Source organism: Clostridium sp. Marseille-Q5894 (assembly GCF_946902305.1).
Taxonomy (GTDB): domain Bacteria; phylum Bacillota_I; class Bacilli_A; order Erysipelotrichales; family Coprobacillaceae; genus Thomasclavelia.
In genome coordinates this window covers 21,192-47,664 of record NZ_CAMPPT010000009.1, presented here as the reverse complement: position 1 = coordinate 47,664, position 26,473 = coordinate 21,192, and the positions used below count along the sequence as shown (strand labels likewise).

Annotated in this window: 20 protein-coding genes; 3 read left to right on the top strand and 17 right to left on the bottom strand. The window is 29.9% G+C overall.

Features of this window, described 5'->3' with window-relative positions:
• Positions 1-137: 137 nt before the first annotated feature.
• The 12 genes from OC535_RS12570 to OC535_RS12515 all read right to left on the bottom strand — a co-directional run bounded on the left by OC535_RS12570 (position 138) and on the right by OC535_RS12515 (position 15,005).
• On the bottom strand, positions 138-1,181 hold the full coding sequence (locus OC535_RS12570; RefSeq protein WP_498823976.1) for a class I SAM-dependent methyltransferase: 1,044 nt from the start codon (positions 1,179-1,181) through the stop codon (positions 138-140).
• 4 nt (positions 1,182-1,185) lie between these two features.
• Complete coding sequence (locus OC535_RS12565) at positions 1,186-2,610, bottom strand: hypothetical protein (protein ID WP_498823975.1); 1,425 nt, start codon at positions 2,608-2,610, stop codon at positions 1,186-1,188.
• A 258-nt stretch (positions 2,611-2,868) separates the two neighbouring features.
• On the bottom strand, positions 2,869-3,378 hold the full coding sequence (locus OC535_RS12560) for a methyltransferase family protein (RefSeq protein ID WP_227052255.1): 510 nt from the start codon (positions 3,376-3,378) through the stop codon (positions 2,869-2,871).
• A gap of 2 nt (positions 3,379-3,380) precedes the next feature.
• On the bottom strand, positions 3,381-3,539 hold the full coding sequence (locus OC535_RS12555; protein WP_498823974.1) for a hypothetical protein: 159 nt from the start codon (positions 3,537-3,539) through the stop codon (positions 3,381-3,383).
• A 155-nt stretch (positions 3,540-3,694) separates the two neighbouring features.
• Complete coding sequence (locus OC535_RS12550) at positions 3,695-3,913, bottom strand: DUF6465 family protein (RefSeq protein ID WP_024721817.1); 219 nt, start codon at positions 3,911-3,913, stop codon at positions 3,695-3,697.
• A 228-nt stretch (positions 3,914-4,141) separates the two neighbouring features.
• A complete protein-coding gene (locus OC535_RS12545; protein WP_498823973.1) occupies positions 4,142-7,405 on the bottom strand; it encodes a glycoside hydrolase family 3 N-terminal domain-containing protein in 3,264 nt (1,087 codons plus the stop codon).
• 462 nt (positions 7,406-7,867) lie between these two features.
• Positions 7,868-9,691, bottom strand: coding sequence for a translational GTPase TypA (typA, locus tag OC535_RS12540; RefSeq protein ID WP_498823972.1), 1,824 nt, complete (start codon positions 9,689-9,691; stop codon positions 7,868-7,870).
• Positions 9,692-9,779: 88 nt separating this feature from the next.
• Complete coding sequence (locus OC535_RS12535; protein ID WP_498823971.1) at positions 9,780-10,394, bottom strand: pentapeptide repeat-containing protein; 615 nt, start codon at positions 10,392-10,394, stop codon at positions 9,780-9,782.
• A 119-nt stretch (positions 10,395-10,513) separates the two neighbouring features.
• Entirely contained in the window at positions 10,514-12,508 is a 1,995-nt protein-coding gene (locus tag OC535_RS12530) for an FtsX-like permease family protein (protein WP_498823970.1), read from the bottom strand.
• On the bottom strand, positions 12,495-13,262 hold the full coding sequence (locus tag OC535_RS12525) for an ABC transporter ATP-binding protein (protein WP_024721812.1): 768 nt from the start codon (positions 13,260-13,262) through the stop codon (positions 12,495-12,497). Before OC535_RS12525 ends, OC535_RS12530 begins: the two co-directional genes overlap by 14 nt.
• A 73-nt stretch (positions 13,263-13,335) precedes the next feature.
• Positions 13,336-14,343, bottom strand: coding sequence for a sensor histidine kinase (locus OC535_RS12520; protein WP_498823969.1), 1,008 nt, complete (start codon positions 14,341-14,343; stop codon positions 13,336-13,338).
• Complete coding sequence (locus OC535_RS12515) at positions 14,340-15,005, bottom strand: response regulator transcription factor (RefSeq protein WP_498823968.1); 666 nt, start codon at positions 15,003-15,005, stop codon at positions 14,340-14,342. Before OC535_RS12515 ends, OC535_RS12520 begins: the two co-directional genes overlap by 4 nt.
• Positions 15,006-15,132: 127 nt before the next feature.
• Here OC535_RS12515 and OC535_RS12510 point away from each other — a divergent pair, with 127 nt between their 5' ends.
• Together OC535_RS12510 and OC535_RS12505 are read left to right on the top strand one after the other, a co-directional pair.
• Positions 15,133-15,783, top strand: coding sequence for a B3/B4 domain-containing protein (locus OC535_RS12510; protein ID WP_024721809.1), 651 nt, complete (start codon positions 15,133-15,135; stop codon positions 15,781-15,783).
• 122 nt (positions 15,784-15,905) lie between these two features.
• Positions 15,906-17,147 carry an IS256 family transposase gene (locus OC535_RS12505; protein WP_498822983.1) on the top strand — a complete coding sequence of 414 codons (1,242 nt, stop codon included), beginning with the start codon at positions 15,906-15,908 and terminating at the stop codon, positions 17,145-17,147.
• 264 nt (positions 17,148-17,411) lie between these two features.
• Here the strand turns inward: OC535_RS12505 and OC535_RS12500 are convergent, their stop codons facing one another.
• The 5 genes from OC535_RS12500 to OC535_RS12480 all read right to left on the bottom strand — a co-directional run bounded on the left by OC535_RS12500 (position 17,412) and on the right by OC535_RS12480 (position 24,780).
• Positions 17,412-21,104 (bottom strand): LamG-like jellyroll fold domain-containing protein, encoded by a 3,693-nt coding sequence (locus tag OC535_RS12500; RefSeq protein ID WP_498823967.1) that lies wholly within the window; start codon positions 21,102-21,104, stop codon positions 17,412-17,414.
• A 914-nt stretch (positions 21,105-22,018) separates the two neighbouring features.
• Positions 22,019-22,444 (bottom strand): gamma-glutamylcyclotransferase family protein, encoded by a 426-nt coding sequence (locus tag OC535_RS12495; RefSeq protein WP_227053698.1) that lies wholly within the window; start codon positions 22,442-22,444, stop codon positions 22,019-22,021.
• Positions 22,444-23,085 (bottom strand): pyroglutamyl-peptidase I, encoded by a 642-nt coding sequence (pcp, locus tag OC535_RS12490; RefSeq protein ID WP_227053699.1) that lies wholly within the window; start codon positions 23,083-23,085, stop codon positions 22,444-22,446. The genes OC535_RS12495 and pcp overlap by 1 nt, the downstream gene beginning before the upstream one ends.
• 10 nt (positions 23,086-23,095) lie before the next feature.
• On the bottom strand, positions 23,096-24,106 hold the full coding sequence (locus tag OC535_RS12485; protein WP_498823966.1) for a DUF979 domain-containing protein: 1,011 nt from the start codon (positions 24,104-24,106) through the stop codon (positions 23,096-23,098).
• On the bottom strand, positions 24,103-24,780 hold the full coding sequence (locus OC535_RS12480) for a DUF969 domain-containing protein (RefSeq protein WP_498823965.1): 678 nt from the start codon (positions 24,778-24,780) through the stop codon (positions 24,103-24,105). Before OC535_RS12480 ends, OC535_RS12485 begins: the two co-directional genes overlap by 4 nt.
• 346 nt (positions 24,781-25,126) lie before the next feature.
• On the opposite strand from OC535_RS12480, the gene OC535_RS12475 reads away from it, so the two are divergent.
• Entirely contained in the window at positions 25,127-26,446 is a 1,320-nt protein-coding gene (locus OC535_RS12475) for an aspartate kinase (RefSeq protein ID WP_227053700.1), read from the top strand.
• The last annotated feature ends 27 nt before the right edge of the window (positions 26,447-26,473 follow it).

Sequence of the window (26,473 nt, the reverse complement as noted above, 5' to 3'; positions counted from 1 at the left end):
TAAAAGTAATCGTCTTTGTATAGCTAATATTTTTTCAAAAATCTTAACTATGCAAAATAAGTTAGTATCATTATACATCAATCATTTCTAAAAGCAATAAAATGACAAGAAATTTAATACTTGTCATTTTCATTATTTTATAATTCTTTTTTTCTTGCCACTACCATAAAACGATGTGTAGTAAGCTCAAAATAACTTTTTTCTTTTATTTGTTTTAAGACCTGACCATAGAAATTCATAAATCGATCTTGAGTAACATCAACACGCGTGATCTGTTTCATAAAATGAATAAAAGATGTCAATGAATTAAAACGAACATAGCCGTGTTCCTCAACACCATCTACGATCTCTAAACCAATTTCACTAAGACTTTTAGAACCAGATTCTAAATCCCAATGTCCATGCAACTTAAAAGGAAGAAAAACATTGATCAATTCTTGATAATTATCACTACCTAACTGATTCACTAAAATATAACCACCTGGCTTAACTACACGATATAAGTCATATTTATCAAAATTAGTTAATTCATTTACTACAACATCTAACCGTTCATCTTTAAAAGGCAGCTTACCTTCATCTGTTAATCTTGTAACTTTAACATTTCGCTTAGCAAGCCTTTCTTCTGCTTTTTCATATTGCGCTTCAACTGTATAAGTGATAGGTGGCAGTTTTTCAAATGATGAAACATATTCACCTCCGTCTAAAGAAATAACAGCCAAATGTGTTTGTTCATTTAAATATCTTGAAACTATTTCTGCACTCGAATAAATTGGCATGCTTTGCTGGATCAGATCACTATCTGATAATGTCATTGCTTTATTGATCTCATCTTTGACAGCAACAGCTTTGTAAATATTTTTTCTAAAACGGATCTTATTATAATAATATCCAACTACTTGACTAATACCATCAAAAATAACTCCCACCGCCACAAATCCAATTAATTCAATCAGCCATTCAATTGAAAAAATAAATTGTGTAGATACAATCATGTAACAAAAGATACACATGAAAATAATACTTCTTGTCCGTGCATATTTAAATGGCTCAGCTAATTTCAAGTACCAGTTCAATAAGCCTCTTTTTTTAGCCATATGTCCTTCTAACTCACAAAAAACAAACTTTACCCCTACCAGCATTAGTGCTAATAGCACAAGCATATAAACATAATAACCCATCTCATTACCTCGTATAAATTTTTTCACCACTTAATGAATAATAACCATCACTATCTTCTTTAACAAAATACCCATCATCAGCAAACTCTAGATTTCCTTCAACCGAAAAAATCACTTCTAGTTCATCCATATCATAAACATAACTCGTTCCACTCTTATTAAAAATACCATAGACTACTTTATCATATATAAATATATAACCATCATCCATGAAATTATCATCAATAACCTTTTTACCATCAGTATCAATTACTTCATATTTACTACCAGAAATAAAACCAGCATAATATTTTTCACCAATATGTATGATCTTAGTATATTTTTTCGATATCTTTTTGCCTGATTGATCAATCAAATAATATTTATCATTCTCTTTAGAAACAACCGCTAAATTATTTTGATCAAAAATTTCCGCACTTGTAAAAACTGTCTTAATAGCTTCTTTACCATCAAATCCATAATACATATATCCTTTGCCTCTTACATAGACAGGAAAAATCTTTTTAGTAATATATGAAGCCATTGGATCTAATTGAATATTATTTACTTCAATTTCTTTTCCTTTATAAACAAATTTATGAGGCCCATATATCATCTCAGTATTTTTTATAACATAATTATCTAAATCGTTATAGTAACTGTTAATTGCTGTTGCTGTACCTTTTTCATCAAATAAATATGTTGTTAGGTTTTTTACACCTGTAATATTATCTGATTTATCAAAATATAGATCATCAAGATCTATTTTAGCTTCAAAAATAACACCACCATCATTATCACAAGCTAAAGTCTCTTGACTTTCTCGATTATAAAATAGATATCCTTTTTTATTACTATGAGACATTAATTGATATTTACCACCACATTTAACCTCAACAACTTTTTTCAAATCACTTTGATCATATATTTTCAACGATTTTTCAAAACATACTGCAATATAATTGTCATTAATAATATTACTACTTAAAATCTCATCCTTACTAGTTATCAAAACTTTACCAGTATCATGAAGAACTACATATTCATTATTATCATGAATTATAGGTAATCCGGATAAAACTATTTTTGTTTTATCACTAGTTTTGTATAAACTTTCACCAGCATTATTTAAAATCGAAATATTATCGTTTTTATCATAAGCAACGATCATATTTGCAATCGATTCTAATTTTTTATATTTACCCATCTTAACAATTTCTTCACCTTCATATGAAAGATATCCATATTGTTTATCTTTAACTACTATATATCCATAATTACCTATTGATTCATAATTATCATAAATAAACTTAGTTTGTTTTTCACCATCTATATCAACAAGGCCATAATGCCCTTTTTTATCTGCTACAAAAAGCGTTTGGCTATTATCATCACCTGAACAGGCAGTAAATAATAAAAGTGCCAAAACACCTGCTATAATTTTTTTCATTTTGTCCACTCCTTAAAACAAAGTAATTATAGCATGTTTCTTGTCGATTAACCACTAAGATTAAAAATAATAATCTTTAAAAATTATTAATTTATTCAAACAGCTAAAAAATCATTTTATAAAAAATATAAGATAATACAAAACATTTTCAAATCCGTTCCCTATCATCAAAAAAGTCCAATACCTATAATTCACTTTACTTTCTTAATACGATATAGATTACTTTATATATCTTGATTTTTCAGAATTACAAACAAATTACCACACGAATGGAATTATTCTATATCTCACTTTCTTTTTATACTCAATATATCCTTCTAATTCCTTTTCAAGCAATATCTCTTCATTTCTAATTCTTTTAGCAACTATTAGAGGATATCCAAGAAAAATTATAAATGAAAGAATAGAACCAAGTACTAGTGGCATCGAAAGAAACATAATAATCGTCGCACTATACATAGGATGACGAACAATACCATATAATCCTGTACCAATTACTTTTTGATCTTGTTGAATTTCTACAGTTCGTGATAAGTAAGTATTTTCTCTTAACCCCTCTGCATAAAGTAAATAAGAAAATAAAAATATAACAGTTGCCAGCCATGAAACCCACTCTGGTAATGTGATCCATTTAAAACGAAAGTTTAATCCTGCTATGACAAATCCCAAAACGAACATTAAACCACTAAGTTTTACTACAAGATCCTGCTCTGTTTGTTGTTCTTTAGCATTCAAACGTTTTTTCAATAATTCTGGATTTTTGAACATTATTACAATCCAGCAAAAAACATGGGTATAAATAAAATTCCTATGAATAACCAGGCATGCCAACAATAAAATGTTCCAGCCGGAAAAAATATTAGTATGTTTACAAGAACTAAACCAAGTACAAATTTCAATACTGCTTGACAAAACAATTCTCTTGCCATTTTCAATCACCTCTTTACTTCCAATTTTTCTACTTTCATTTACAAAACAGTGGAATCAGCATTATAAACGAACAGACATAATATTTTCTAAAACAAAAAACGGTATTACATACCGCTCTTTGTTTTTGGATATATTCTGGATATTTATATTAAGACTACTCAACTGTTAATGGTTCGTCGTTATTAATTGATTCACCATCTTTAGTAGTCACAACGTAATACACTGAAGAAGTTTCTGGTGTATAGTACATATTCAACGTATCAATAGAAGAAATTTTAACTCCCTTTGCTTTAACGTCCTCTTTTACCATTTTTTCAATTTCAGTTGTATTAACATTTTTACCTCTGCATTGTACTTCAAATATTGATTTCATCTCTATTTCAATCCCCCGTTTCTACAACATCTATAATATCATAAAACTTAAATTTATGCAAATTTTATTGTAATTATCATATATTTTTGAATTTAATCATTAAAATAAGGGTCTTTTTTTAGTATTTTCCTATTTTTTTTAGCAAAATTCAAAATGTTTTATCAAATATTAGTAGCACAAAGATCAACTCAATTTAAATAGCCGCTATTAACGGCTATTTAATAAATATTAATCTTTTTTCTTTTTTACCACTACTACACTGCCCGCTAAAGCTAGTAATCCTGTTAACATCATTGGAAGAGCAAATGTATTATCTCCGGTTTTTACTGCTGATGAATCACCAGTGTTGATTGGATCAACTTTTGATACATTATTTTCTACTAAATTATTTAAAGCATCATTTAATACACTTTCTGCCATCTTTACTTCTTCCTGAGTTGCTTCTAAATTATTTAGAACTGCTATTGCTTCATCTAACGCATTATTCATCACCTTCCATGATGCTGCTGTATAATTAGCTTTACTTAATGTTTGAGCTTTATTGATCAATTCTTGTAATAGATCCTTATTTGGAATCAATCTTAAGTCTAAGTATGCTCTTATCAATGCTTCATATGCACTATCTACTTCTTCTTGTGTTGCATCTAGATTATCTAATACTGCTTTAGCATTTGCCATTGGTTCTACTAAGTTAGCAACACTTCCTTCTGTATATACACTCTTATCTAAGCCATCTACCATATCATATGCTTCTTGTAATCTTGTTTTATCAGCTCTTAAGACTAAATTTCCAATTGCTTCTGTTAAGTTATTTAACGCTTCATTAACATCACTTTCTAAAGCATTATCATCATTCATAACATCTCTAGCTGCATCTAAGGCTTCTTTAAATGCTGTCCATGAATCAGTCGTATAATTTTCTTCTTCATATTTTTCGGCTTCATTGATCAAGGCTTCTAAAGCACTCTTATCACCTTTTACAAATTCTAACATATGAATAGCATTAGCTAAACGATAGAAGGCACTGTCAATCGTAGCTTGATTTGCACTAGTATCAGCTAAAACTGCTTCTGCATTAGCAAGTGCAGTTTCAAATTCAGCTGCTACAGCAAGTACAACATTATCTAATGCCCCTTGAGCTTTTAATGTATTAGCTGTATCTACTGCAATTTGTAATGCTGTTTGATCGATTTTATTAATTACTAATACATCTAAAACCGCAGCATATTTTTCTTGTAAATTATTTTTAGTTTCATCTACGATCGTTTGAGCTAATTTATGAGTTAAATTAATATTTTCTGCTGTTTGCAACGCTACTTGCAATTCATTTAATTCATTAGCCGCAGCAGCCCAAGATTCAGCTGTAAATTCAGCTTCTTTTAATCCTTTTACTTGGTCAATAACATCTACTAAAGCTGTTTTATCTGGTTCTTTAGCAAGAGCCTCATATTCAATACCAAAACCTAATTCATACACATTTTCATCAGTAGAATATACTTTAGAACCAGGAACATATTTTGGAATGTCTACTGGTAATTTACCAGAAGCACCAAACGTACCTAAAACAACCTCAGTACCTGCAGTTAAATTAGGACTAAACGCAGCAGTTGCACCTACTGTACCACCACCAAATGATTCAGTAATATCTAATCCAGCACTTGTAGTACCATATACTGCTAAAATAGCATCAGCATCTGGGAATGCTTGTACATCATATGGATGATTTAATGAAATAACAACTGTCTGTTTTCCATTCTGTTTACAATAATTAGTAAATAATTGTGGACACGCAACTAAATAACCATCTATACCACCAGCGCTACTAATTTCTGAAGCATGAACAAGAACAGTACCCCAATCTAAAACATCTTTATTCGTTCCGACAAAATTAGTACCATCAGAATTTATTGCACTATTAACATTATCATTTAATCCTGTCCAATTATAGTGTTGTAAAATTTTATAATCTGCTCCTTCAGGAATAATTCCTGCCTGTTTTGCTCTTTCCCAAGCCAAAACAAAGCGATTATTATTTCTTGAATATGTAGATGCAAATACTACTCTTGAATCATTAGTTAATTTAAGAGGTAATACATCATTTTCATTTTTAACTACAGTCACTGCATTTGCAGAAATCAATCTTTCTGTTTCGCGGTTTTCGACTGATCCCACCACACTTGAAGCAATTGCTTTCTTTTCAGCTAAAGTAGTTGTATCATTAACCAAATCCATTACATTTCTATTATATTTGCAAGTTAAAATTCTTTCTACAGATTTATCTAACTCATCAACAGATAATGTGATTCCATTGTAACCATCTTCTTTAGTATAAGCATCAACAAACGCATTGATCAATGGAATTAATTTCGTTTTCATATCAGCCAAAGAAGATATATCAGTAAAAGGAATATCCAAAATATCAACCCCAGCTTTTACAGCTAATAAGTTTCTTTCATTTACATCAAAATAACTTGCTACACCAGCCATTGTCATGGAATCCGTTACGATTACTCCATCATAATTCAATTCATTTCTTAATAAATCAGTTAAGATCTCTCTAGATAAAGTTGCTGGTGGACTCATAAACTCATCTTTAATACTTGAGTAAAGTTCTTCAGTAACAATATTTGGGAATTGAATATGTGCTGTCATGATCATATCCGTTCCACTTTCGATTGCAGCCTGGAATGGTACTAGTTCTGTTTGATATAATTCTTCTTTAGTTGAATTAATTGAAGGCAATCCTGTATGAGAATCTGTTGCCACATTACCATGTCCTGGGAAATGTTTAGCTGTTGTCGCTACATTTTTACTTTGTACTCCTTCAATATATGCAGAAGTAAATTCAGCTGCTAATTGTGGATTACTGCTAAATGAACGTAATCCGATAACAGGGTTATTAGGATTATTATTTACATCAGCATCTGGTGCAAAATTGGTATTTACCCCAACTGCACTTAATTCACTACCGATAATTTCACCAGCTTTTATTGCATTTACTGTATCACCAGTAGCCCCTAAAGCCATATTACCTGGTAAAGCCGCCCCCCCTGTTAAACGATATACAATTCCACCTTCTTGATCGGCTGCAATCAATAACGGAATATTGTTTTTACCTAAATCTTTGTCCATTGCAGCTCTTTGCAAACCATCGGTTAATTCAACATTTACAGTTGCATCTGCATTAAAATTAGCAGCAAACAAAATAACACTACCAATATCATATTCACCAATGATTTTATAAATTTCATCATTAATATTTTGAACTGATGAAACTTTTGTACCATCTTCCATTGTCCAGCCGCTTCTAAAAGACAACATTAATTTTTGGCCAATTTTTTCTTCTAATGTCATTTTACTAACTAGTTCTTTTGCTTTTTCAGTATTAGTTGATGCATCGACATTAGATATTTGTAGACTAAAAATAGTTGTAATAACCATTGATAAAACCATGATTAATGAAATAATTTTCTTCTTCCCTAATCTCTTCATTTTTTAATCTCCTTCTTTAATTTAAAATAAATCAACGGTTTAAATAAATTCAACAAGCATTATTACTTATCTACGTCAAGTACTAAATTCTAATTCTAATTTTTACACCCCATTTCTTTATTTGTACTTGAATTAAATAATGAATTAATGTTACTTTTTCTAAAAATAAAACCTAAGTAGAGCAAGCAAAAACGTTTTGCTTATATCTATACTTAGGTCATGCCTGATTTAACAGTAACATCTCATCTAATATATATTTTAAATAACTAAACAAATAATGTCAATGACTATCCAAAAATAACATTAAATAAATAATATTATTACATCAATTATTAATAATCAAATCCATTTTATTCATCCATTATTCCCTTATTACGATTTTACCCATTAAAAAATTAAAGCCTCTAAACTTTGATAAGATTCATCAAAACTTAAAGACTCTTTTTTAATCAAATAATATATCTATTTCGCTTTTAATCGATTTTGTTGTTTTCGCTCTAATTCACTTAAATAACGTTTTCTTAAACGAATATTATTAGGAGTAACCTCTACTAATTCATCATCATTAATATAATCAAGACAAGCTTCAAGATTAAATGTTCGTGGTCGTTTTAAAACAACTGTTGAATCTTTAGAAGAAGAACGCGTATTTGTCAATTGTTTACCTTTAGTAACATTAACTACTAAATCGTTATCACGACTATGTTCACCAACGATCATCCCTTCATACACTTCAACGCCAGGACCGACAAACATTACCCCACGATCTTCTACACCGCCTAAAGCATAAGCTGTAGTCTGACCATTATCAATTGAAATCAAAACTCCTAAAGATCGTTCTCCAACTGTTTCACCTTCCATTGGACGATACTCCAAGAATGAATGTGAGATGATTCCATATCCCTTAGTCATCGTCAAAAAATTAGTCATAAAACCAATCATTCCACGTGATGGAATAGTATATGTAACACTAGTCTGGCCATCATTGCTGACCATATTTTCTAATACTCCGCGACGATATCCTAAAGACTCGATCACATTACCAATACAATCATCTGGAGCTTCAATATTTACTTCTTCAAACGGTTCACATTTAACACCATCGATTTCTTTAATGATTACTTTTGGCTTAGATACTTGTAATTCATATCCTTCACGACGCATATTTTCGATCAAGATCGATAAATGTAATTCACCACGTCCTGAAACGATCCATTCTTCACTATTAGGAATTCTTTCAATTTTTAAAGAAACATCACGATTAGTTTCTTTAAGCAAACGCTCTTCGATTTGACGCGCTGTTACAAACTTCCCATCTTGTCCAGCAAAAGGTGAAGTATTTGTTCCAAATACCATTTGAATAGTTGGCTCATCTACTTTTAACAATGGTAAAGCTTTCTCTTTTCCTGTTGTACAAACTGTCTCACCTACACCAATATCCGCAAGTCCTGCAATAGCTACAATATCACCAGCACTAGCCTCTTCAATTTCAATTCGATGTAATCCTAAAAAGCCATATAATTTTTGAACTCTAAATTGGCTATGACTACCATCAGCTCGCACACAAGTTACACTTTCATTTACTTTTATCTTTCCCCGCTGAATTCGACCAATCCCAATTCTTCCTACATAATCATTATAATCTAATAAAGCTGGTTGAAACTGCAATGGTCCTTCTTCATCGACTAACGGTTCAGGAATCTCACTGATGATCATATCAAACAAGCAATCCATATTAGGCACTTGGGTTGCTAGATCGGCATCAAGACTTGATGTTCCTTGTAATGCTGAAGTATAAACTGTTGGAAAATCTAACTGATTATCATCAGCTCCTAATTCCATAAATAATTCCAATACTTCATCCATTACTTCTTGGATTCTTACTACCGGACGATCAACTTTATTAATAACGACAATTGGTTTTACTTTAGCTTCTAAAGCTTTTTTCAAGACAAAACGAGTTTGTGGCATTGTTCCTTCATAGGCGTCAACTACCAGCAATACTCCATCAACCATATTCATAATTCTTTCAACTTCACCACCAAAATCCGCATGACCTGGTGTATCCATAATATTAATACGATAATCTTTATAATTAATCGCAGTATTTTTAGCTAAAATAGTAATTCCTCTTTCTCGTTCAAGAGCATTACTATCCATCGCTCTTTCTGTAATTTGTTCATTATCTCTAAATGTACCAGATAATTTTAACAATTGATCCACAAGTGTTGTTTTCCCATGGTCAACATGAGCTATAATTGCAATATTTCTTATCTTCATCATCATGACCTCTCTTATAACTTCATCATTATAGCACAGAATTATTTTTTGTCATTATTTTTTTTCATTTGTCAATAATATCATTTTCTTATCTTTAATCAACAATTATTCCCAGTAATCCTGAAAGCGCTATTGCTTGATACATATCAACATGAACCCCTTTTAAACTATACATATCAATTCTAATTCCCTCAATATTGGCGTGCTTTAAATCTAATCCATATAAACTAGTCTTAAATATTTCACTATTAATTAAACTAACATGATTAAATTCCAGCTGCTTCATATCCACTTCCATAATACTGCTTTCATCTAAACAAGTATCTTTAAATTCAACATTACGCATATTTCCTAAAGCTATATTCATATAACGTCCCTGAATATCTTGAAATAAAACGTCTCTAATTGAACAATCAATAAAACCAATTCCAACCATTTTACAATTAACAAAACGACAGCGATGAATACTGATTTTATTAAACTCTAAATTTGATAGATCACATCCCTCAAAAACACAATCTACTAAATGAGTATTAACTAATTTTATTTTATTAAAATCAATTTTCACAAATTTACATTCATCAATTGAAGTGTTTTTTATTATCACAGCATCTTGAGGATCTGCAACAAATAAACATTGATAATACTGATCGCAATCATCAAATAAAGATTCTTCTAAATTACTAATTACTGGTTCTTTTCTTTTCATTATCGCACCCCTTATCAATAGTAACAATTTAAATATCTAAAGTAAAGCTGCTTCATATTTATATCATCAAAATATGAAAAAGAGATTTCAACATCGAAACCTCCTTTTCTACCTTCCGATCATCTTTCATTAATGATTCGATTACTAGCAAGATATGTCGCTAAATAATAGCCACCATAAACAATTACTATAAAAATACAAGTAATTAAAATTTTATCAGCAATATTAATACTTACCATTAAATTAATAATATGGCTTATCTCATTTAATGCCACAAAGCTATGAATTAAAGCTACAACTAATGGAAAAACAAAACTAATTCCAATTTGATAAAGTAAGCTTCGATTTATCATTGGTCGACTAGCACCTAATTGTCCTAAAATTCGATATCTTTCTTTATTATCAGAAGATTCTGATAACTGTTCTATCGCCAAAACTGTACCACTGCTAATAGCAAAGACAATTCCTAAATATAATCCAATAAAAGTAAATAATGCTTTTGTTCCAATTGCTGATTCACTCATTTGGATTCGTGTAAATGAGATAATATATTCTCCCTGATTATCTTGATTAAATTGATCAATTAATTTTATAAACTTATTTTCATAAGTTTCATTATTTTGAGTATAATTACCTACGATATAATTATTAATACCATCCATCTCACTACCATATTTTTCAGCTATCGCATCATTTACAACAATAAATCCTTCATTACCTTCACTGTTAATAATTGATAATTCAACGACCTTTTTTGTTTTACTTGTTAAAGTGATATCATCAAGTTTAATTGTATTATTACCGTCAAGAAATTCATTATAAAATTCCAAAGCCATCGGTAGTGTTGCAACTAGCTGGTATTGATTATTTGCAAGACTAACAGTCTGAGCCTTTTTTCCTTGAAGTGTTAAAATTTTGTTATAATCACTTTCTTTAATAACCTGCATGGGCTGTTTTTCCACAATTTCCATATTCATATATTTAGCACTATTTGAACTAATAAAATCACCTTGGTTTACACCATCTAACTTAATAAAACTAAATTGATAATCTTCTTTTACATTATCTTGATAAACCTGATTATTTCTAAATTCTTTTAACATATCTTCCTGAGAACTTTGTATACTAAAATCATTTGGACAGTTATTTCGATATGAATCATTCATTGCATTGGCCATTGATAATGATGACGATAAAATACCAATCGTTAGAAGTAACATCAATGATATTACTGTTGTTGATATAACATGGGTATTAACTTTATTATTTACTTGTTTTAAAATAAAAATATTTAACCCTTTGTAATATGTTTTCTTTTTTAACTGAAATATTTTTAATAAAAAGCCGGCTACCGATAAGAAAAACAAAAATGTACCTAAAGCTCCTAAAACTATCATCAATAAAAACTCTGAGCCAACACTCATCAATGCTCCATCATATAAAATTTTATACGCATAGCCAATCATTGCAATCGAAACAATAAAAATTCCAAAAATCAACCAGCTATTTTTTATTTTAACTTTTTCATTTTTTCTACTTGCATATAATAAATCGATTAATTTAAATCTCCTTAAAGTAATAATATTAAAAACCATTACAATCACATAAATTATTCCAAAATTAATAATGGCATATATTAAGGCATCACTTGAAAAAACGAATGAAAACTTGGTCATATCAGCTTCAAATAATTTAGCAGTAAAAATAGAAATTAATTGTGATAACCCCACTCCTAATAACAATCCAATTACCAAAGAAACAATTCCAACGATCATTGTTTCTAACACTAAAATCAATGATACCTTTGCTCTAGACATTCCTAAAGTAAAATATATCCCTATTTCTTTTTTTCGACGCTTAATTAAAAAGTTATTAGCATAAACAATTAAGAAACCTAAAACAACCGAAACAAAAACTGATAAATAACCTAAAACATCTACTAATGATTTAACCATGTCTATCTTTGATTCATTAAGTGACATCATCGCTGTTTGACTATCAATTGAATTAAAAATATAGAAAATAGCAACTGCAATAACCAAAGTCAAAAAATAGATTGAATAATCTTTGATACTCTTTTTAATATTTCTAAATGCTAAACTAAATAACTTCATTTAGCTCACCACCTAATAATGTCTGAACTTCCATAATACTATTGAAGAATACTTTACGTGAATTTTCACCACGAATTATTTCATTAAAAATTTTCCCATCTTTAATAAAAATAACCCGATCAGCATAACTAGCTGTAAATGGATCATGAGTAACCATGACTATTGTTGCATTTAATTTTGAATTTAATACATTTAAACTATCTAACAGCATTCTTGCTGATTTACTATCTAAAGCACCTGTTGGTTCATCCGCTAAAATCAAATCTGGATCAGTAACGATTGCTCTAGCACAGGCTACTCTTTGTTTTTGACCACCTGATAGTTCATATGGATATTTGTTAAGAATTTCTTCAATTCCTAATGCTTTGGCAACCTGAATAACTTTTTGATCGATTAATTTGTAATTAGTTTTTTGAATCGTTAATGCTAAAGCAATATTTTCAAATGATGTTAAAGTATCCAGTAAGTTAAAATCTTGAAAAATAAAACCTAGTGAATCCCTTCTAAATTTAGTTAATTTATTGCCCTTTAATTTCGTAATATCTTCATTTCGTAAATAAATATGACCACTAGTGACCCTATCAATAGTTGAAATACAGTTTAATAACGTACTCTTTCCACTACCACTAGCACCCATGATTGCTAAAAACTCGCCATCATCAACATCAAAAGTAATATTATCTACGGCTTTAGTAAGATTGCTTTTATTACCATAATATTTCTCAATACTTTCAATTCTTAATATTTTTTCCATTTATCTTCACCTCAATAACTATTATATCTATTACATATTTTTCTTCCATCGAATAAAATAACATAACCTTACATTAATGTAAGGTTATGTAAGAATTATTAGGAAATATTATCGTCACTACTGTATTTCCATGACTTGAAGCAATCTTGATTTGATGATTTAAACGCAAACATAATTTTTTACATAAATACAAGCCAATTCCCGTACTCTTTTTAAAATTACGCCCATTACTACCAGTAAAACCTTTATCAAAAACACGGTCAATTTCACTTTCTAGAATTCCAATTCCATTATCCTGAATCATTAATTCAACATGATCTTTATATTTTTGAGCATAGATATGAATAAAAGGCTGGTTTTGACTATATTTGATTGCATTATTAATAATCTGATGCAAAATAAATTCTAGCCATTTTTTATCACTAGGTATAACTATATTTAGATCATCTAAATCAATCCTGATTTTTTTACTAATTAAATCTTTCTTATTCCTTTTAATAACTGTATTTACAACATCCTGTAAACAAACCTCTTTGATCAAATAATCTTTTTCAACATTTTCACTTCGCGCATAAAAAAGAACTTGTTCAACATAATCATCGATCTTGACCAATTCTTCTTTAATACTATCATTTATTTCATTTTTATTATTTTCAATAATCATCTGACTCGTTGCTACTGGTGTCTTCACCTCATGACACCACATTTCTATATATTCTTTTAACTCACTTTGACAAAATAACGATTTGTTAAGATGCTCTTTCATCGCTTTATCTATCTCATAAATACTTTCAATCATTACTTTTCCCTCAATAAAATGTGGTTCGTCAATTAACTCTGTAATTAAATACTTTTCATCTAAATCATTTAATCTTTGCATAAAACGATTATAATAGTTTCTTTTCCGCCAAAAATCATACCCATAAATTAAACCAAATGAAATTAAAATCAAAAAAGGAATATAAAAAACTAAAAAGTAAGGACAATTAAAAGCCCATAAAATTATCCAAATTAATGCAACTGTAATTATCATAATTAAAATACTAATTATCTGACTTTTTAAATAATCATATAGCTTCATAATATTATATATCCTTGTTTTCTTCTTGTACAAATCACATTTTTTAATCCAATATCCGCTAATTTTTTACGTAAACGATTAATATTAACAGTTAAAGTATTATCATCTACAAACATATCACTATCCCATAAATATGTCATAATTTCCTCTCGAGATTTAATTTGACCACGATTAGTTAAAAGAAAATATAAAATCTTTAATTCGTTTTTAGATAATTCAATTGTTTGTTCATTTTTTATAATTAAACTCTTTGATACATCTAATTTAATGTCTCGATAACTAAGCATATTATCATAAGATGCTTTAGTTCTTTTTAAAACAGCTTCAATTCTAGCTAATAAAATCAAGGGATTATAAGGCTTAGTAACAAAATCATCAGCACCATAATTTATACAGATCAATTCATCCATTTCATTATTACAGCTTGTTACAATGATGATTGGTTTTGATGAATTTTTTCGATATTCTTTACATAAAAACTGTCCATTAACATTAGGTAAGTTGATATCCAATAAAATCAAATCACCATCAAAAGAAATCATTTTATCTAATGTTTTTTCAAAAGAGGTAATTACTTCTACTATATAGCCATTATTCTTTAAGTAAACTTTTAATTCATCACGAAGTTTTTCTTCATCTTCAATAATTAATATTTTTGCCATTTTCTCACCTCGTCTATATTATACACAAGTATTAATAAAATAGCACGTTAACATTTTGCTTGAAAAAACTATTATTTTGATATATATTTTAATCATACTATAAAGATAGGAAAAGAGGGATATATATATGGAATTCACAGTTGAACAAGCAGTAAAAGATTTGGGTATAAAATGTATCGGCGTGCGTATTACAGGAATAAATAATCATCATTATAGTGATAGTCTCAATGATTATTTAAATATTCACAGTCAAAGACTACTTAAATCATCAGATGTAAACGATCCAATTATTCAAGGTTTTTATGACTTACATAAAAAAATAGGTGTTTCTAAACGTAAAAATATACCTGCCAGTGAAAACTTAATTAAATTATTAAAAAAACGTCATGATATTACAAGAATCAATCCTGTTGTTGATATTTATAATATTATTTCCATGGAATCTAAATTAGCCTTAGGTGCCCATGATATTGATAAAATTACTGGTAATGTAAGTTTAAAATTAACAGATGGCAAAGAATTATTCATTCCCCTTGGTCAAGAGGAACCCAAAGAAGTTCCTGCTAATGTATACAGCTATATTGATGATAACAATGAAATCATCTGTTACCTTGAAGTTCGTCAAGTCAATAAAACTAAAGTTACTAATGATTCTAAAGATATTTTCTTTATTGTGCAAGGAAACGAAAAAACTGACTATAACTATGTTAAAAATGTTGCTGGAGAATTAATTACTGTTATCACTTACTATTGCGGTGGAACTGGTAAAATATTATAAAAAGCCAAAACAATTGGCTTTTTGGGAGTGTAAAATAAAGTGTGTAAGTAAGTAATATGTGTTATATTACTGCTACACACTTTTCTTATTATCAAAATTAAAAATATGGAGGTTAATGAAATATGGCAAGAATAAAAAGAGATCCAAAAACAGTAGCTTTGGCTCAACAAATTATTGATACTTATAATCCACAATCAGCACAGGATATGGATGAAGCTTTAAAAGATATTTTTGGACCATTATTTGAATCAATGCTTCAGGGAGAAATGAACAACCATCTTGGTTATGCATCTAACAGTAAAGAAGAAAAAAAGACATTAAACAGAAGAAATGGTTATTCTCCTAAAAAAATAAAAACATCAAGAGGAGAATTAGATATTAATATACCTAGAGACAGGGAGGCATCTTTTGAACCGCAAATTATTCCTAAGAGAACGAGAGATGTTTCGGACATTGAAAATAAAGTCATCTCAATGTATGCAAAAGGAATGTCTCAAAGAGATATATCAACCACAATTGAAGATATCTATGGATTTTCGGTTTCTCATGAAATGATTTCCGATATAACCGATGCTATCATTCCTGAACTGGAAAACTGGCAAAACCGACCACTATCTCAATGTTATGCATTCTTGTTTGTTGACTGTTTATATGTGACAGTAAGAAATGATTATGAGGTAAAGGAATATGCTGTATATGCTGTTTTAGGCTATGACATCAATGGAAACAAGGAAATACTGGGGTTATGGTTAAACGAGACAGAAAGCAAGCATAAATGGATGCAGATTTTTGATGAAATCAAAGCGAGAGGTGTGGAAGATGTTTTCTTTATATCTATGGATGGTGTTAGTGGACTTGAAGATGGTGCGAAAGCAATATTTCCCAATGTTGTGGTACAAAGATGTATTGTCCACCTTATAAGGAATTCTATTAAATATGTCCCAAGCAAGGATTATAAGCGATTTACACAATCATTGAAAAAAGTTTATGGAGCTCCTAGTTTAAAGGCGGCCAAAAACGCATTTGAAACATTCAAGAATGAGTGGAAACAATATCCGGGAGCAGTTGATGTATGGGAAAGGAACATTCATCATGTAGAACAGCTGTTTGATTATGGATCAGCCATCAGAAAAGTTATGTATACAACCAATGCAATTGAAAGTGTCAATTCAAGTTTTAGAAAGGTCATAAAAAAAGGAGCATTTCCAAATGAGACAGCGGTATTAAAAGTGTTATATTTAAGAGTTCTTGAATTATCGAAAAAATGGTCAGGTGGGCGTGTATCAAATTGGGCAATGGTTATGAATCAATTAATGATGGATGATAGATTTTCAACAAGAATCCAAAAATATTTAGAAAAATAAAATGACCTATATATACTCGATATAAGTCATTTCTATAGTTCTTTGACAATTTAATAAAATTACTTACACAAATTTCTTGACATTCCCGAGTAATAAAAATATTTAGAGTATCATCTTTTTTATAAAAAATTATTATCTCCTTACCTATTTAAGTATACATAATAATTGTTTAATTCATTCAATTTTTATAAATGAGCTAAAAGAAGATTAGTAAATTTACTAACCCTCTTTTAAAACTTTTCAAGACTTAATTTTCTACAATCTTTATTCTTCTCTTTTAAATAAATATAGGCAGCCACCTAATGCACCCAGCATTACTAATCCTGACATTAACGAAGCAGCATCTCCTGTTACAACAGTATTATTTACAAAGCTTGTATCTCCTGATTTTACTTCTGGAGAATTATCTACTACTAATCCTTCAACCGCTTTTGCTAATGCAGCTTTGGCATTATCTACTTCTTCTTGCGTTGCTTCTGGATCAATCAATACTTCTTTTGCTTTATCTAATGCTTCTACTGCCACATTCCATGTCTTTGCACTATAATTTGCACCATCTAGTGATTGCGCTTTATCGATCAATTCCTGCAATAAACTCTTATCTGGGATTAATCTTAACTCTAAGTATGCCTTTACTAATGCATTATAGGCATTATCTACTTCTTCCTGACTTGCACTTTCATTAGCTAATACTTCTTGGGCCTCTTGTAATACCGGGATTAGATCATTCCATGTTTTATCTGTATATCTGCTTCCATCTAATCCTAATACTTTATTTACCATTGCTTCTAATAACGATTTATCTACTTCTTTTATTTCTTCTAAATTATCTATTGCTGCTTGTAGATTTTTTACTGCTTCATCTACTTCTTCCTGCATTGCATTTTCATTGTCGTTTACTTCTTTGGCTTCTTGCAAAGCATTTACTAATGTTTGCCATGATTCGACAGTAAATTTATTTTCATCTAATCCTTCTACTTGTACAATTAAATCTTGTAATTCACTCTTTTCACCTTTATAGAACTGTAACATATGCATTGCCACTGATAAACGGGCAAATGAGGCATCTACTTCTTCTTGACTAACTGATTCATCAGCTAAGATAGTCTGAGCTTCCTGCAATGCTGCTTCAAATTCGGTAACTACCACTGGAACAACTTTATCTAATTCAGTTACATTACCTGCCATCTCAACTGCTATTGATAATGCGGTTTTATTTACCGTTACTTCTTCTGCTTTTACTAATCCTTCTTTTGCTGTTTGTAATAATGTTTTTGCATTATCTACTTCTTCTTGCATTGCATTAGCATTATCCAATACTGTTTTAGCTTCATCTAACGCTTCTTGCAGTGCTGTCCATGAATCTTTTGTATAATCCGTTTCTTTAAGTACTAATAATTCATCATATAACGCTTGTAATTCTGTTTTATCGATAAAGTAATCTTGATAAGTTTTAAATACTTGTGCTGAATCTAAAGCATAGTTATATACTTTAAATTCATCTATATTACCTTTTTGACGATATCCACCTTGACTACCAGCTCCTATAACATAATTATCATTAGTATCAAGATTTAATCCTACAATATTTGCAAAATCAGTATTACTTGAAGATAATTTACCATCTACATAAAGACTTAGTGCTTTTGAACGTTCACCTACAACTGTAAGATGATGCCAGTTACCATCCATAGCTATTTTATCACGATTATTTGCTGAGGTATCATATCTAACACTGCCAGTTCCAACGTTTCCAAATAAGCCATCATAATTACAGAAGAAGATACCCAAATCTTTACCTGAATCGCCACTCTTATTACCAAAAATTACTGTATCATTTTTCGTTTCATTAGATTTAAACCAGAATGAAATTGTGAAATCTTCTGTACCAAGTTTCATTCCCGGAATTTCGACATATCCTTCACCGATTTCTAAAGCATTGTTTTTAAATCCTGGAACAAGACTAGGGTCATTTACTAATTTTCCATCATAGTTTTGATATTGATTATTAACATCATTATCAAAGTTATAATAAATGAATGGATCGCTAATAGGTGATACCTTTTCTTGTAGTTTAGATATAGCTTCACGAATTGCAATAACATTAGGATAACGATTTTCTTCGGTAACTGGTTGATTTTCAATCTCATTTACAACCATTTTTAAATTATTTATTCCAACACTTTCATATCTAGCTTCATTAGCTAAATAAGTCTTAGCATCTTTTAAAGTGTAATCCAACAGTTGAGTAGGCAATGTAGTAGCTGAATCTTTGAGTCTTAAATCCGCATATAAAATATCATGATCTGATGGAGCCCCATTTGCTACATCAATGTCTACAAACTCAATATTAGTAGTTGTAAAAATATGATCGATGCATCCAATCACCATTGAAGAATCCATTTCTCCCGTTTCAAACCATACATTGTTACAACCATTTGCATCATTAAAATTCAATAACATCTGATCTAATTCTTCTTTACTTTGATCAGAATTAAAATCACCAGTAATAATCTTATATGGTGTTGGATCATTATTTACAGCTTCAATCAATTCATTAATCTGAGCTTGTTTATATTGAGCATATAATTCAGGATCTCTTAGCCATACAATATGAGTATTATATAAAGCAATTTCCTTATCATCTATTTGAATAGTAGCTCGAACATAAGAACGATTAGTATCATCATTGATCTCATAATTCGCCCCACCTTTATCAGCTAATGGATATTTAGAAACAATAGCACTACCACCCCAAAAAGTACTACTTCCATATCCTTCTTTAAAAGCATAATATGGATATGTTCCTATATTACTTAACTGCTCTACTTGACCATTACCATCTAACTGATGATTTGCTTCCTGTAATCCAATAATATCAGCATCAATTTCTTTTAATTTTTCATTAATAGAATTTAAATTAGGATAACCCCAACCATAAATATTATAAGTAGCCACCGTAAGTACATCTTTTTCCACAAAACTAAATTCCATTTGCTTACTTACAGTTACTCCTGCTTTTGATAAGCTAACTAAATAAGTATTGTCATTAACCATCCAAGCAGCAACACTGACTCCAAGACTATCATCTAACTGACTTTCTATAAATGTTGTAACTGCCCTAGCTTTCATTTCAAGATCAGCACCTAATGAAACTCTTACTTCTCCTGCAGTTAAAGCATCAAGCTGTTCTTGTAATTCAGTTCCAACATCATCAGCATATTTTAAATATAAAGATTGAATTTCTTCTAAAGATAATGCCGCATCATAAACCATAAACTCATCATATAACGCACCTTGAAGATACTCACCGGTACTACCTGCCCCTAAGACATAATTAGATGCTGTATCTAATGAAATTCCTGCCAACTCGCTAAAACTTTTATTTTCACTAGATAAACGACCATCTACATATAACGCTAAACTCTGATCACGATCTGCAGTTATTACCACATGATGCCATTTTCCATCAAGTACAGTCTCATCACGTGAATATGAAGATGTATCATAACGATTACCATTATATCCCACATTACCAAATACCCCATTATAATTCATAATCGCAAAGCCATCAGCATTTCCAGATACACCATCTTTATTTGCGAACAAAACCGTATCATTTTTTGTTTCTAATGATTGTACTAAAAAAGACAGTGTAAAATCTTGATTTGATAATTTAAAATTTGCAGGTAACTGAAGATAACTTTTACCTGTTACTTTCATAGCCTTACCAAAATCAGATTTTCCATTAATAAACTGTGGCTCATTTATTAATGTTCCAGAATAATTTCCCATTTGATCAACAGCACTTTCATCATCAAAATTATAATACAAAACTGGTGTATGTTCATCTATTGTCAAAGCAGACAGACTAGGTATCCATCCAATTGAACAAATGCTGCTAACTAGTAAAACTACCAGACTAATTATTTTAATTTTTTTTATTAATTTATTCATCATTTTTCCTTTCTGTGTTTTTGATCGTGTTAAAAATTAATTTATTCATCAATAATACATATCTAAACACTTTAAAAGCGCTTAAACTAGTTTTATTTATAACCCATTCACTTTTCAACACATACATAACACTAATCTTAAACAAATAATTTGTTTTTTTATTTAACTTAATTTCATTATAAGTTAATAGTTAAAAACATCAAAAATAAATTTAATCCATAATAATAATTACTAAGTACTCATCAGCACTATAATAATCAAACATTAATATATAATATAAAGTAATAGCATATTAAAAATAACTATTACTTTCATCATAAACTCTCCCATTTTTACTATAAGTAGTATTTTCGATTATTCATGAATCACCTTCTTTTTATCAATTTCCCCATATAATAACATTATATCATCCCATCTTTTTTTTAATATTCACAAATTCGTCTTCTCTGTATAAAAAAAGGTAACATTTTTTTTAACTTGTTACCAACAATTGTAGTTATAGACAAATTTTTCTAGTCACCAAATAATTTAATAATTCTTAAAAATGATTACTGGGGAGATAATCAAAAATATCTTATCTCAAAAATAATATTTAAAATTCATGATCATCGATATTTGATTAATATTCTTTATATTTTTAATAAAATAACTTTCCTCATCTTTAAAAACAATCGCAATCATTATTTACAGTTTGAATATTAAACTTATTGACAAGACATGGACAATATAAAGCAAGCTACTAGTTATCAAAAGTAGGTTTAGATTCATAGAATCATTGAATACCCAAATATAGTAAGACTTGTAACCTTTTCAATAATAGGCATCAAAATATTTATAATAAAAGAGCTGCATAAAAACAGCTCTTTATAAAATCTTTTCATTTCTAAAATTTGTGATTTTTTGTATTCAAACCATTAATAGTGTTTATTCAATGTAACGTACTTAAAAAAATCACCACATTCAATAACCTTATCTAATAACTGAACATTTCCATTGTTTCCAGTATTATATACATAAACAGGAATACGATCAATTACTTTATTATTATCATCATAGATATCACAAAACACTTTATTATATTCATTATCAGTGTTGTTTTCACCAAAATAACTTTCAAGTTCATCTAAAACACCTATAAATTTAGAATCAACTTCATGTATTTCGCCGCGAACCATATCACTTCCCTCTAATAATAATGCAGGATAATTCTTTCCTTTAAGCGTCATCAGTTTTCCTTTAACATAAGCAAATTGCCTAAAACTATTTTTATCCTTCAAATATTGATCATAGTTGTACATGCCTAGGCGCAATGTACCATAAACAAATATCTTTTCATTCATCAATGTGTTGTACCACCTGTAATTTTAAGATCTTCTTTTGTTTCAACAATTGCTTCAATAGCTGCTGTCAATCCATTTACAATCGTTTCCAATGACATTGACGGCATATTCTTTTTATCAATTACTTGCTGAGGCAAAAATGGAATATGAATAAAACCACTCTTTTTCCCTGGATATTTAGTTTCAATAATATGTCTTACTCCATAAGTAACATGATTACATACAAAAGTTCCAGCACTATTTGAAATTGAAGCTGGTATTTGACAAGCCTGAATCTTCGCTACCATTGCTTTAATTGGAAGATTAACAAAATAAGCAGCAGGTCCATTTTTAAAAACCGGCTCATCAATGATTTGTTGACCTGCGTTATCAGGAATCCGACAATCATCGATATTGATTCCAATTCTCTCTACTGTAATATCACTTCGTCCCCCTGCCTGTCCAATCGATAAGACAATATCAGGATCATACTCTTCGATAGCCTTATCAATTACATCTAATGATTGATGACAAATAGTTGGAATTTCTAATTTAATTATTTTGGCACCGGCAATTTCATCAGGCAGTTTTTTTACTGATTCAATTGCTGGATTGATTTTTTCACCACCAAATGGGTCAAAACCTGTTACTAATATCTTCATAACTTTCCTCCTAAAAACCTAATACAAGCATTAAAATAATATGAATTACGATCATGATCAAAGCCATTGGCGCCTGTTCTTTAATAACCGTCCATTTTTGATCTTTTGTTTCTAAAACTGCGCAAGGAACAATATTAAAATTAGCCGCCATCGGTGTCATGAGTGTACCACAATACCCAGCTGTCATCCCTAAAGCACCAATTACAGCCGGATTACCACCTTGAGCAATTACAAACGGATATCCAATACCAATCGTAATAACGGTAAAAGCAGCAAATGCATTTCCCATGATCATTGTAAAAATGACCATTCCTAAAACATAAACTACGACGCCAATAATAGGATTTCCTACTGGAATAATACTTGAAATCATATTTGAAATAACGTCACCAACTCCAGCAGCTGAAAATACACTACCTAAAGCCCCTAATAATTGAGGTAATAGACAGGCGGCACCAACCTGCATTAAAAGTCGTGAAGTATCTGATCTTGTTTCTGACATTTTTGGTCGACAAATAATAATTGCCAGCAATAATGCCACTAAGCAAGCTACCCCTGTCATTACAGCTCCGTTTAAAGCTGTCATATTAATTTCTACATCACTACTAAATGAAATCAATTTTATTGCAATTGACCTAAAAGCAAAATAAAATCCATCACCTGTATATTGAATAAAAGATAAAATCAAAGCCATGATTCCTATTGCAACAGCAGGAATAAAAATTTTATTTTTAACCTTCTTACTAGCAGCTTTTCGAAATGCTGGTGTAGATTCTACAAATTTACCCATCTTAACCTGTTTAAAAGCTGTTAAACAACTCATGATTACTAATAATATTCCTATTGCAAGTGGAGGTATTATTTTACCAAACATAAAAATCACACCTAAAATAAACCAGAATAATGAAGTCCCTAACTTAGCTTCCTCATTTTTTGTTGCTCGATATGCTGTATCAAAACTAACAAGTCCACATAAAGCATAAAATAATTCTGGTAAATATGTACCTATAAAATCTATCATTTTTTGCTCCCTCTTTTCATTTTTTTATCAAACCAAAGTACTTGAACAAAAGTAAGTACGACTGAAATAATTGCAATATAAACAGATGAAGATGCAATCATCGATAATGTCACATCTTGATATCCCAATTCAACTAATGTTCCTTGAATCAAAACAACTCCACTACTAGCAGGAAAACAGTTTTGAGCAAAAAAGTTTCCATAGTTTTCTACTGCAGCTGATAATCCTTTAATTTTTTCACCCTCTTTTTCTGTTAAAGGTGAATTTTTTGCTACTTTTGCTGCAGCTTCACTCATCGGTAGAATCAATGGTCTAACAAACTGTACATGCCCACCAATTCTAACATTTAAAGCTGAAGCTATAGAACGTATTACACTATAAATACATAATACTTTCCCAGCTGTTGCATTTTTTATTTTCCCAATTAAAAAAGCAGCTCGTTCTTTTAAGCCATATCTTTCAATAATAGCTATAATTGGAAAAATGATCAAGAAAATGGACATTAACCGGTTATTTACAAAAGATTCCCCTAAAATCTCTAAAATTTCAATAATATCCAATCCAGATACTAATCCTGTCACAATTCCTGAAACGATTACTACTGCCAAAACGTCTAATTTCAAAGCAAAGCCAGCAACAATTATGACGATCCCAATTAATTTAATATACTCCATATGTGCTCTCCTTTTCATTTAAATTATAATTTAATTCTATCATATATTACAAATAAGTTAACTATTTTTTATCAACTAAATTTCTAATTCAAAATTTTCATTATTTCATAGACATTTAATATAATTAATACACTTGATTTTAAAATAAATATTAGAGTATTTACTTATCCACCATCAAGTTTACAATAAACAATGATAATTACAATTTCATGATATAATCATATTTTTATCAAATTTAGTCTTATGATCAAATTATGATAAATTCTCTTCTTTTTCAAGATTTAACTTGATGTATGCTTTAAAAAATGGTATTTTTTTATTAAACATTTATATAAAGGGGAACATTATGAAAAAAATCGTCAAATTTGGAGGTTCATCACTAGCTGATGCAACTCAATTTAAAAAGGTAGCTAAAATCATTAAAAGTGACGAATCACGACGCTATGTTGTGCCTTCAGCACCTGGTAAGCGATTCAAAGAAGATATTAAAGTAACAGATTTACTATATCAAACATATAACGCTAAAGATAAAAAAACTTTTGAAGACAACTTTAATCTAGTTAAAGCTCGTTTTCAAAGTATCATCGATGAGTTAAAACTGGATTTATCTTTAGAACAAGAATTTGTAACAATAAAAAAAGCTTTTCAAAATAAAATTGGTATTGATTATGCAGCTAGTCGTGGTGAATATCTAAATGGTATTGTCTTAGCTAATTATTTAGGATTCGAATTCATCGATGCTAGTGAAGTCATTTTCATTGATGAACATGGAAATTATGATGAAGCAAAAACTGATCCAATTTTATCTAAACGTTTAAGTGAAGTAAAAAATGCAGTTATTCCTGGTTTTTATGGTTCTTTAAATGATGGTAGTAATACGATCAAAACATTTTCACGTGGGGGAAGTGATGTTACTGGTTCAATCATCGCCCGTAATGGTCATGTAGATTTATATGAGAATTGGACAGATGTGTCAGGATTTTTAGTTGCTGATCCTAGAATCGTTAGAAACCCTGATACAATTGGAACGATCACATACAAAGAATTACGAGAATTATCATATATGGGGGCAAGTGTTCTACATGAAAATTCAATTTTCCCAATTCGTAATGAAGGTATTCCGATTCAAATCAAAAATACAAATCGCCCTGAAGATGAAGGGACTTTGATCGTCGAAACAACTTGTCATAAACCGGACCATGTTATTACTGGTATCGCCGGAAAAAAAGGGTTCGCAACTATTATGATTGAAAAAGATATGATGAATAGTGAAATTGGTTTTGGTCGTCGCGTTTTACAAGTATTAGAGGATAATAATTTATCTTTTGAACATACACCTTCAGGTATTGATACAATGACAATCGTTGTTGAAACTGAATCATTTATTGATAAAGAACAAGAAATTTTATCAGGAATTCACCGAGCTGTGCATCCTGATTCAATCGAATTGGAATCTGATCTAGCTTTAATTGCTATCGTTGGTAGAGGAATGAGAGATGGTCGTGGTACTGCTGCAAAAGTCTTTACTGCTCTAGCAAATGAAAATATTAACATCAAGATGATCGACCAGGGATCTTCTGAATTAAACATCATTGTCGGTGTTAAAAATGTTCATTTTAATAATGCTATTCGTGCAATTTATAAAATGTTTATTACTGAAGATTAATTATGTATTTAAATAGCTAATTTGAAT

Bases quoted from the DNA above. Each gene is read 5' to 3' on its own strand.
- OC535_RS12530 (WP_498823970.1), bottom strand. From the start codon at position 12,508: ATGAAGTTATTTAGTTTAGCATTTAGAAATATTAAAAAGAGTATCAAA.
- OC535_RS12510 (WP_024721809.1), top strand. From the start codon at position 15,133: ATGGAATTCACAGTTGAACAAGCAGTAAAAGATTTGGGTATAAAATGT.
- OC535_RS12515 (WP_498823968.1), bottom strand. From the start codon at position 15,005: ATGGCAAAAATATTAATTATTGAAGATGAAGAAAAACTTCGTGATGAA.
- OC535_RS12480 (WP_498823965.1), bottom strand. From the start codon at position 24,780: ATGGAGTATATTAAATTAATTGGGATCGTCATAATTGTTGCTGGCTTT.
- OC535_RS12505 (WP_498822983.1), top strand. From the start codon at position 15,906: ATGGCAAGAATAAAAAGAGATCCAAAAACAGTAGCTTTGGCTCAACAA.
- OC535_RS12560 (WP_227052255.1), bottom strand. From the start codon at position 3,378: ATGTTCAAAAATCCAGAATTATTGAAAAAACGTTTGAATGCTAAAGAA.
- OC535_RS12525 (WP_024721812.1), bottom strand. From the start codon at position 13,262: ATGGAAAAAATATTAAGAATTGAAAGTATTGAGAAATATTATGGTAAT.
- OC535_RS12500 (WP_498823967.1), bottom strand. From the start codon at position 21,104: ATGAATAAATTAATAAAAAAAATTAAAATAATTAGTCTGGTAGTTTTA.
- typA (WP_498823972.1), bottom strand. From the start codon at position 9,691: ATGATGATGAAGATAAGAAATATTGCAATTATAGCTCATGTTGACCAT.
- OC535_RS12495 (WP_227053698.1), bottom strand. From the start codon at position 22,444: ATGAATGAAAAGATATTTGTTTATGGTACATTGCGCCTAGGCATGTAC.
- OC535_RS12535 (WP_498823971.1), bottom strand. From the start codon at position 10,394: ATGAAAAGAAAAGAACCAGTAATTAGTAATTTAGAAGAATCTTTATTT.
- OC535_RS12570 (WP_498823976.1), bottom strand. From the start codon at position 1,181: ATGGGTTATTATGTTTATATGCTTGTGCTATTAGCACTAATGCTGGTA.
- OC535_RS12545 (WP_498823973.1), bottom strand. From the start codon at position 7,405: ATGAAGAGATTAGGGAAGAAGAAAATTATTTCATTAATCATGGTTTTA.
- OC535_RS12550 (WP_024721817.1), bottom strand. From the start codon at position 3,913: ATGAAATCAATATTTGAAGTACAATGCAGAGGTAAAAATGTTAATACA.
- OC535_RS12555 (WP_498823974.1), bottom strand. From the start codon at position 3,539: ATGGCAAGAGAATTGTTTTGTCAAGCAGTATTGAAATTTGTACTTGGT.
- OC535_RS12475 (WP_227053700.1), top strand. From the start codon at position 25,127: ATGAAAAAAATCGTCAAATTTGGAGGTTCATCACTAGCTGATGCAACT.
- OC535_RS12485 (WP_498823966.1), bottom strand. From the start codon at position 24,106: ATGATAGATTTTATAGGTACATATTTACCAGAATTATTTTATGCTTTA.
- OC535_RS12520 (WP_498823969.1), bottom strand. From the start codon at position 14,343: ATGAAGCTATATGATTATTTAAAAAGTCAGATAATTAGTATTTTAATT.
- pcp (WP_227053699.1), bottom strand. From the start codon at position 23,085: ATGAAGATATTAGTAACAGGTTTTGACCCATTTGGTGGTGAAAAAATC.
- OC535_RS12565 (WP_498823975.1), bottom strand. From the start codon at position 2,610: ATGAAAAAAATTATAGCAGGTGTTTTGGCACTTTTATTATTTACTGCC.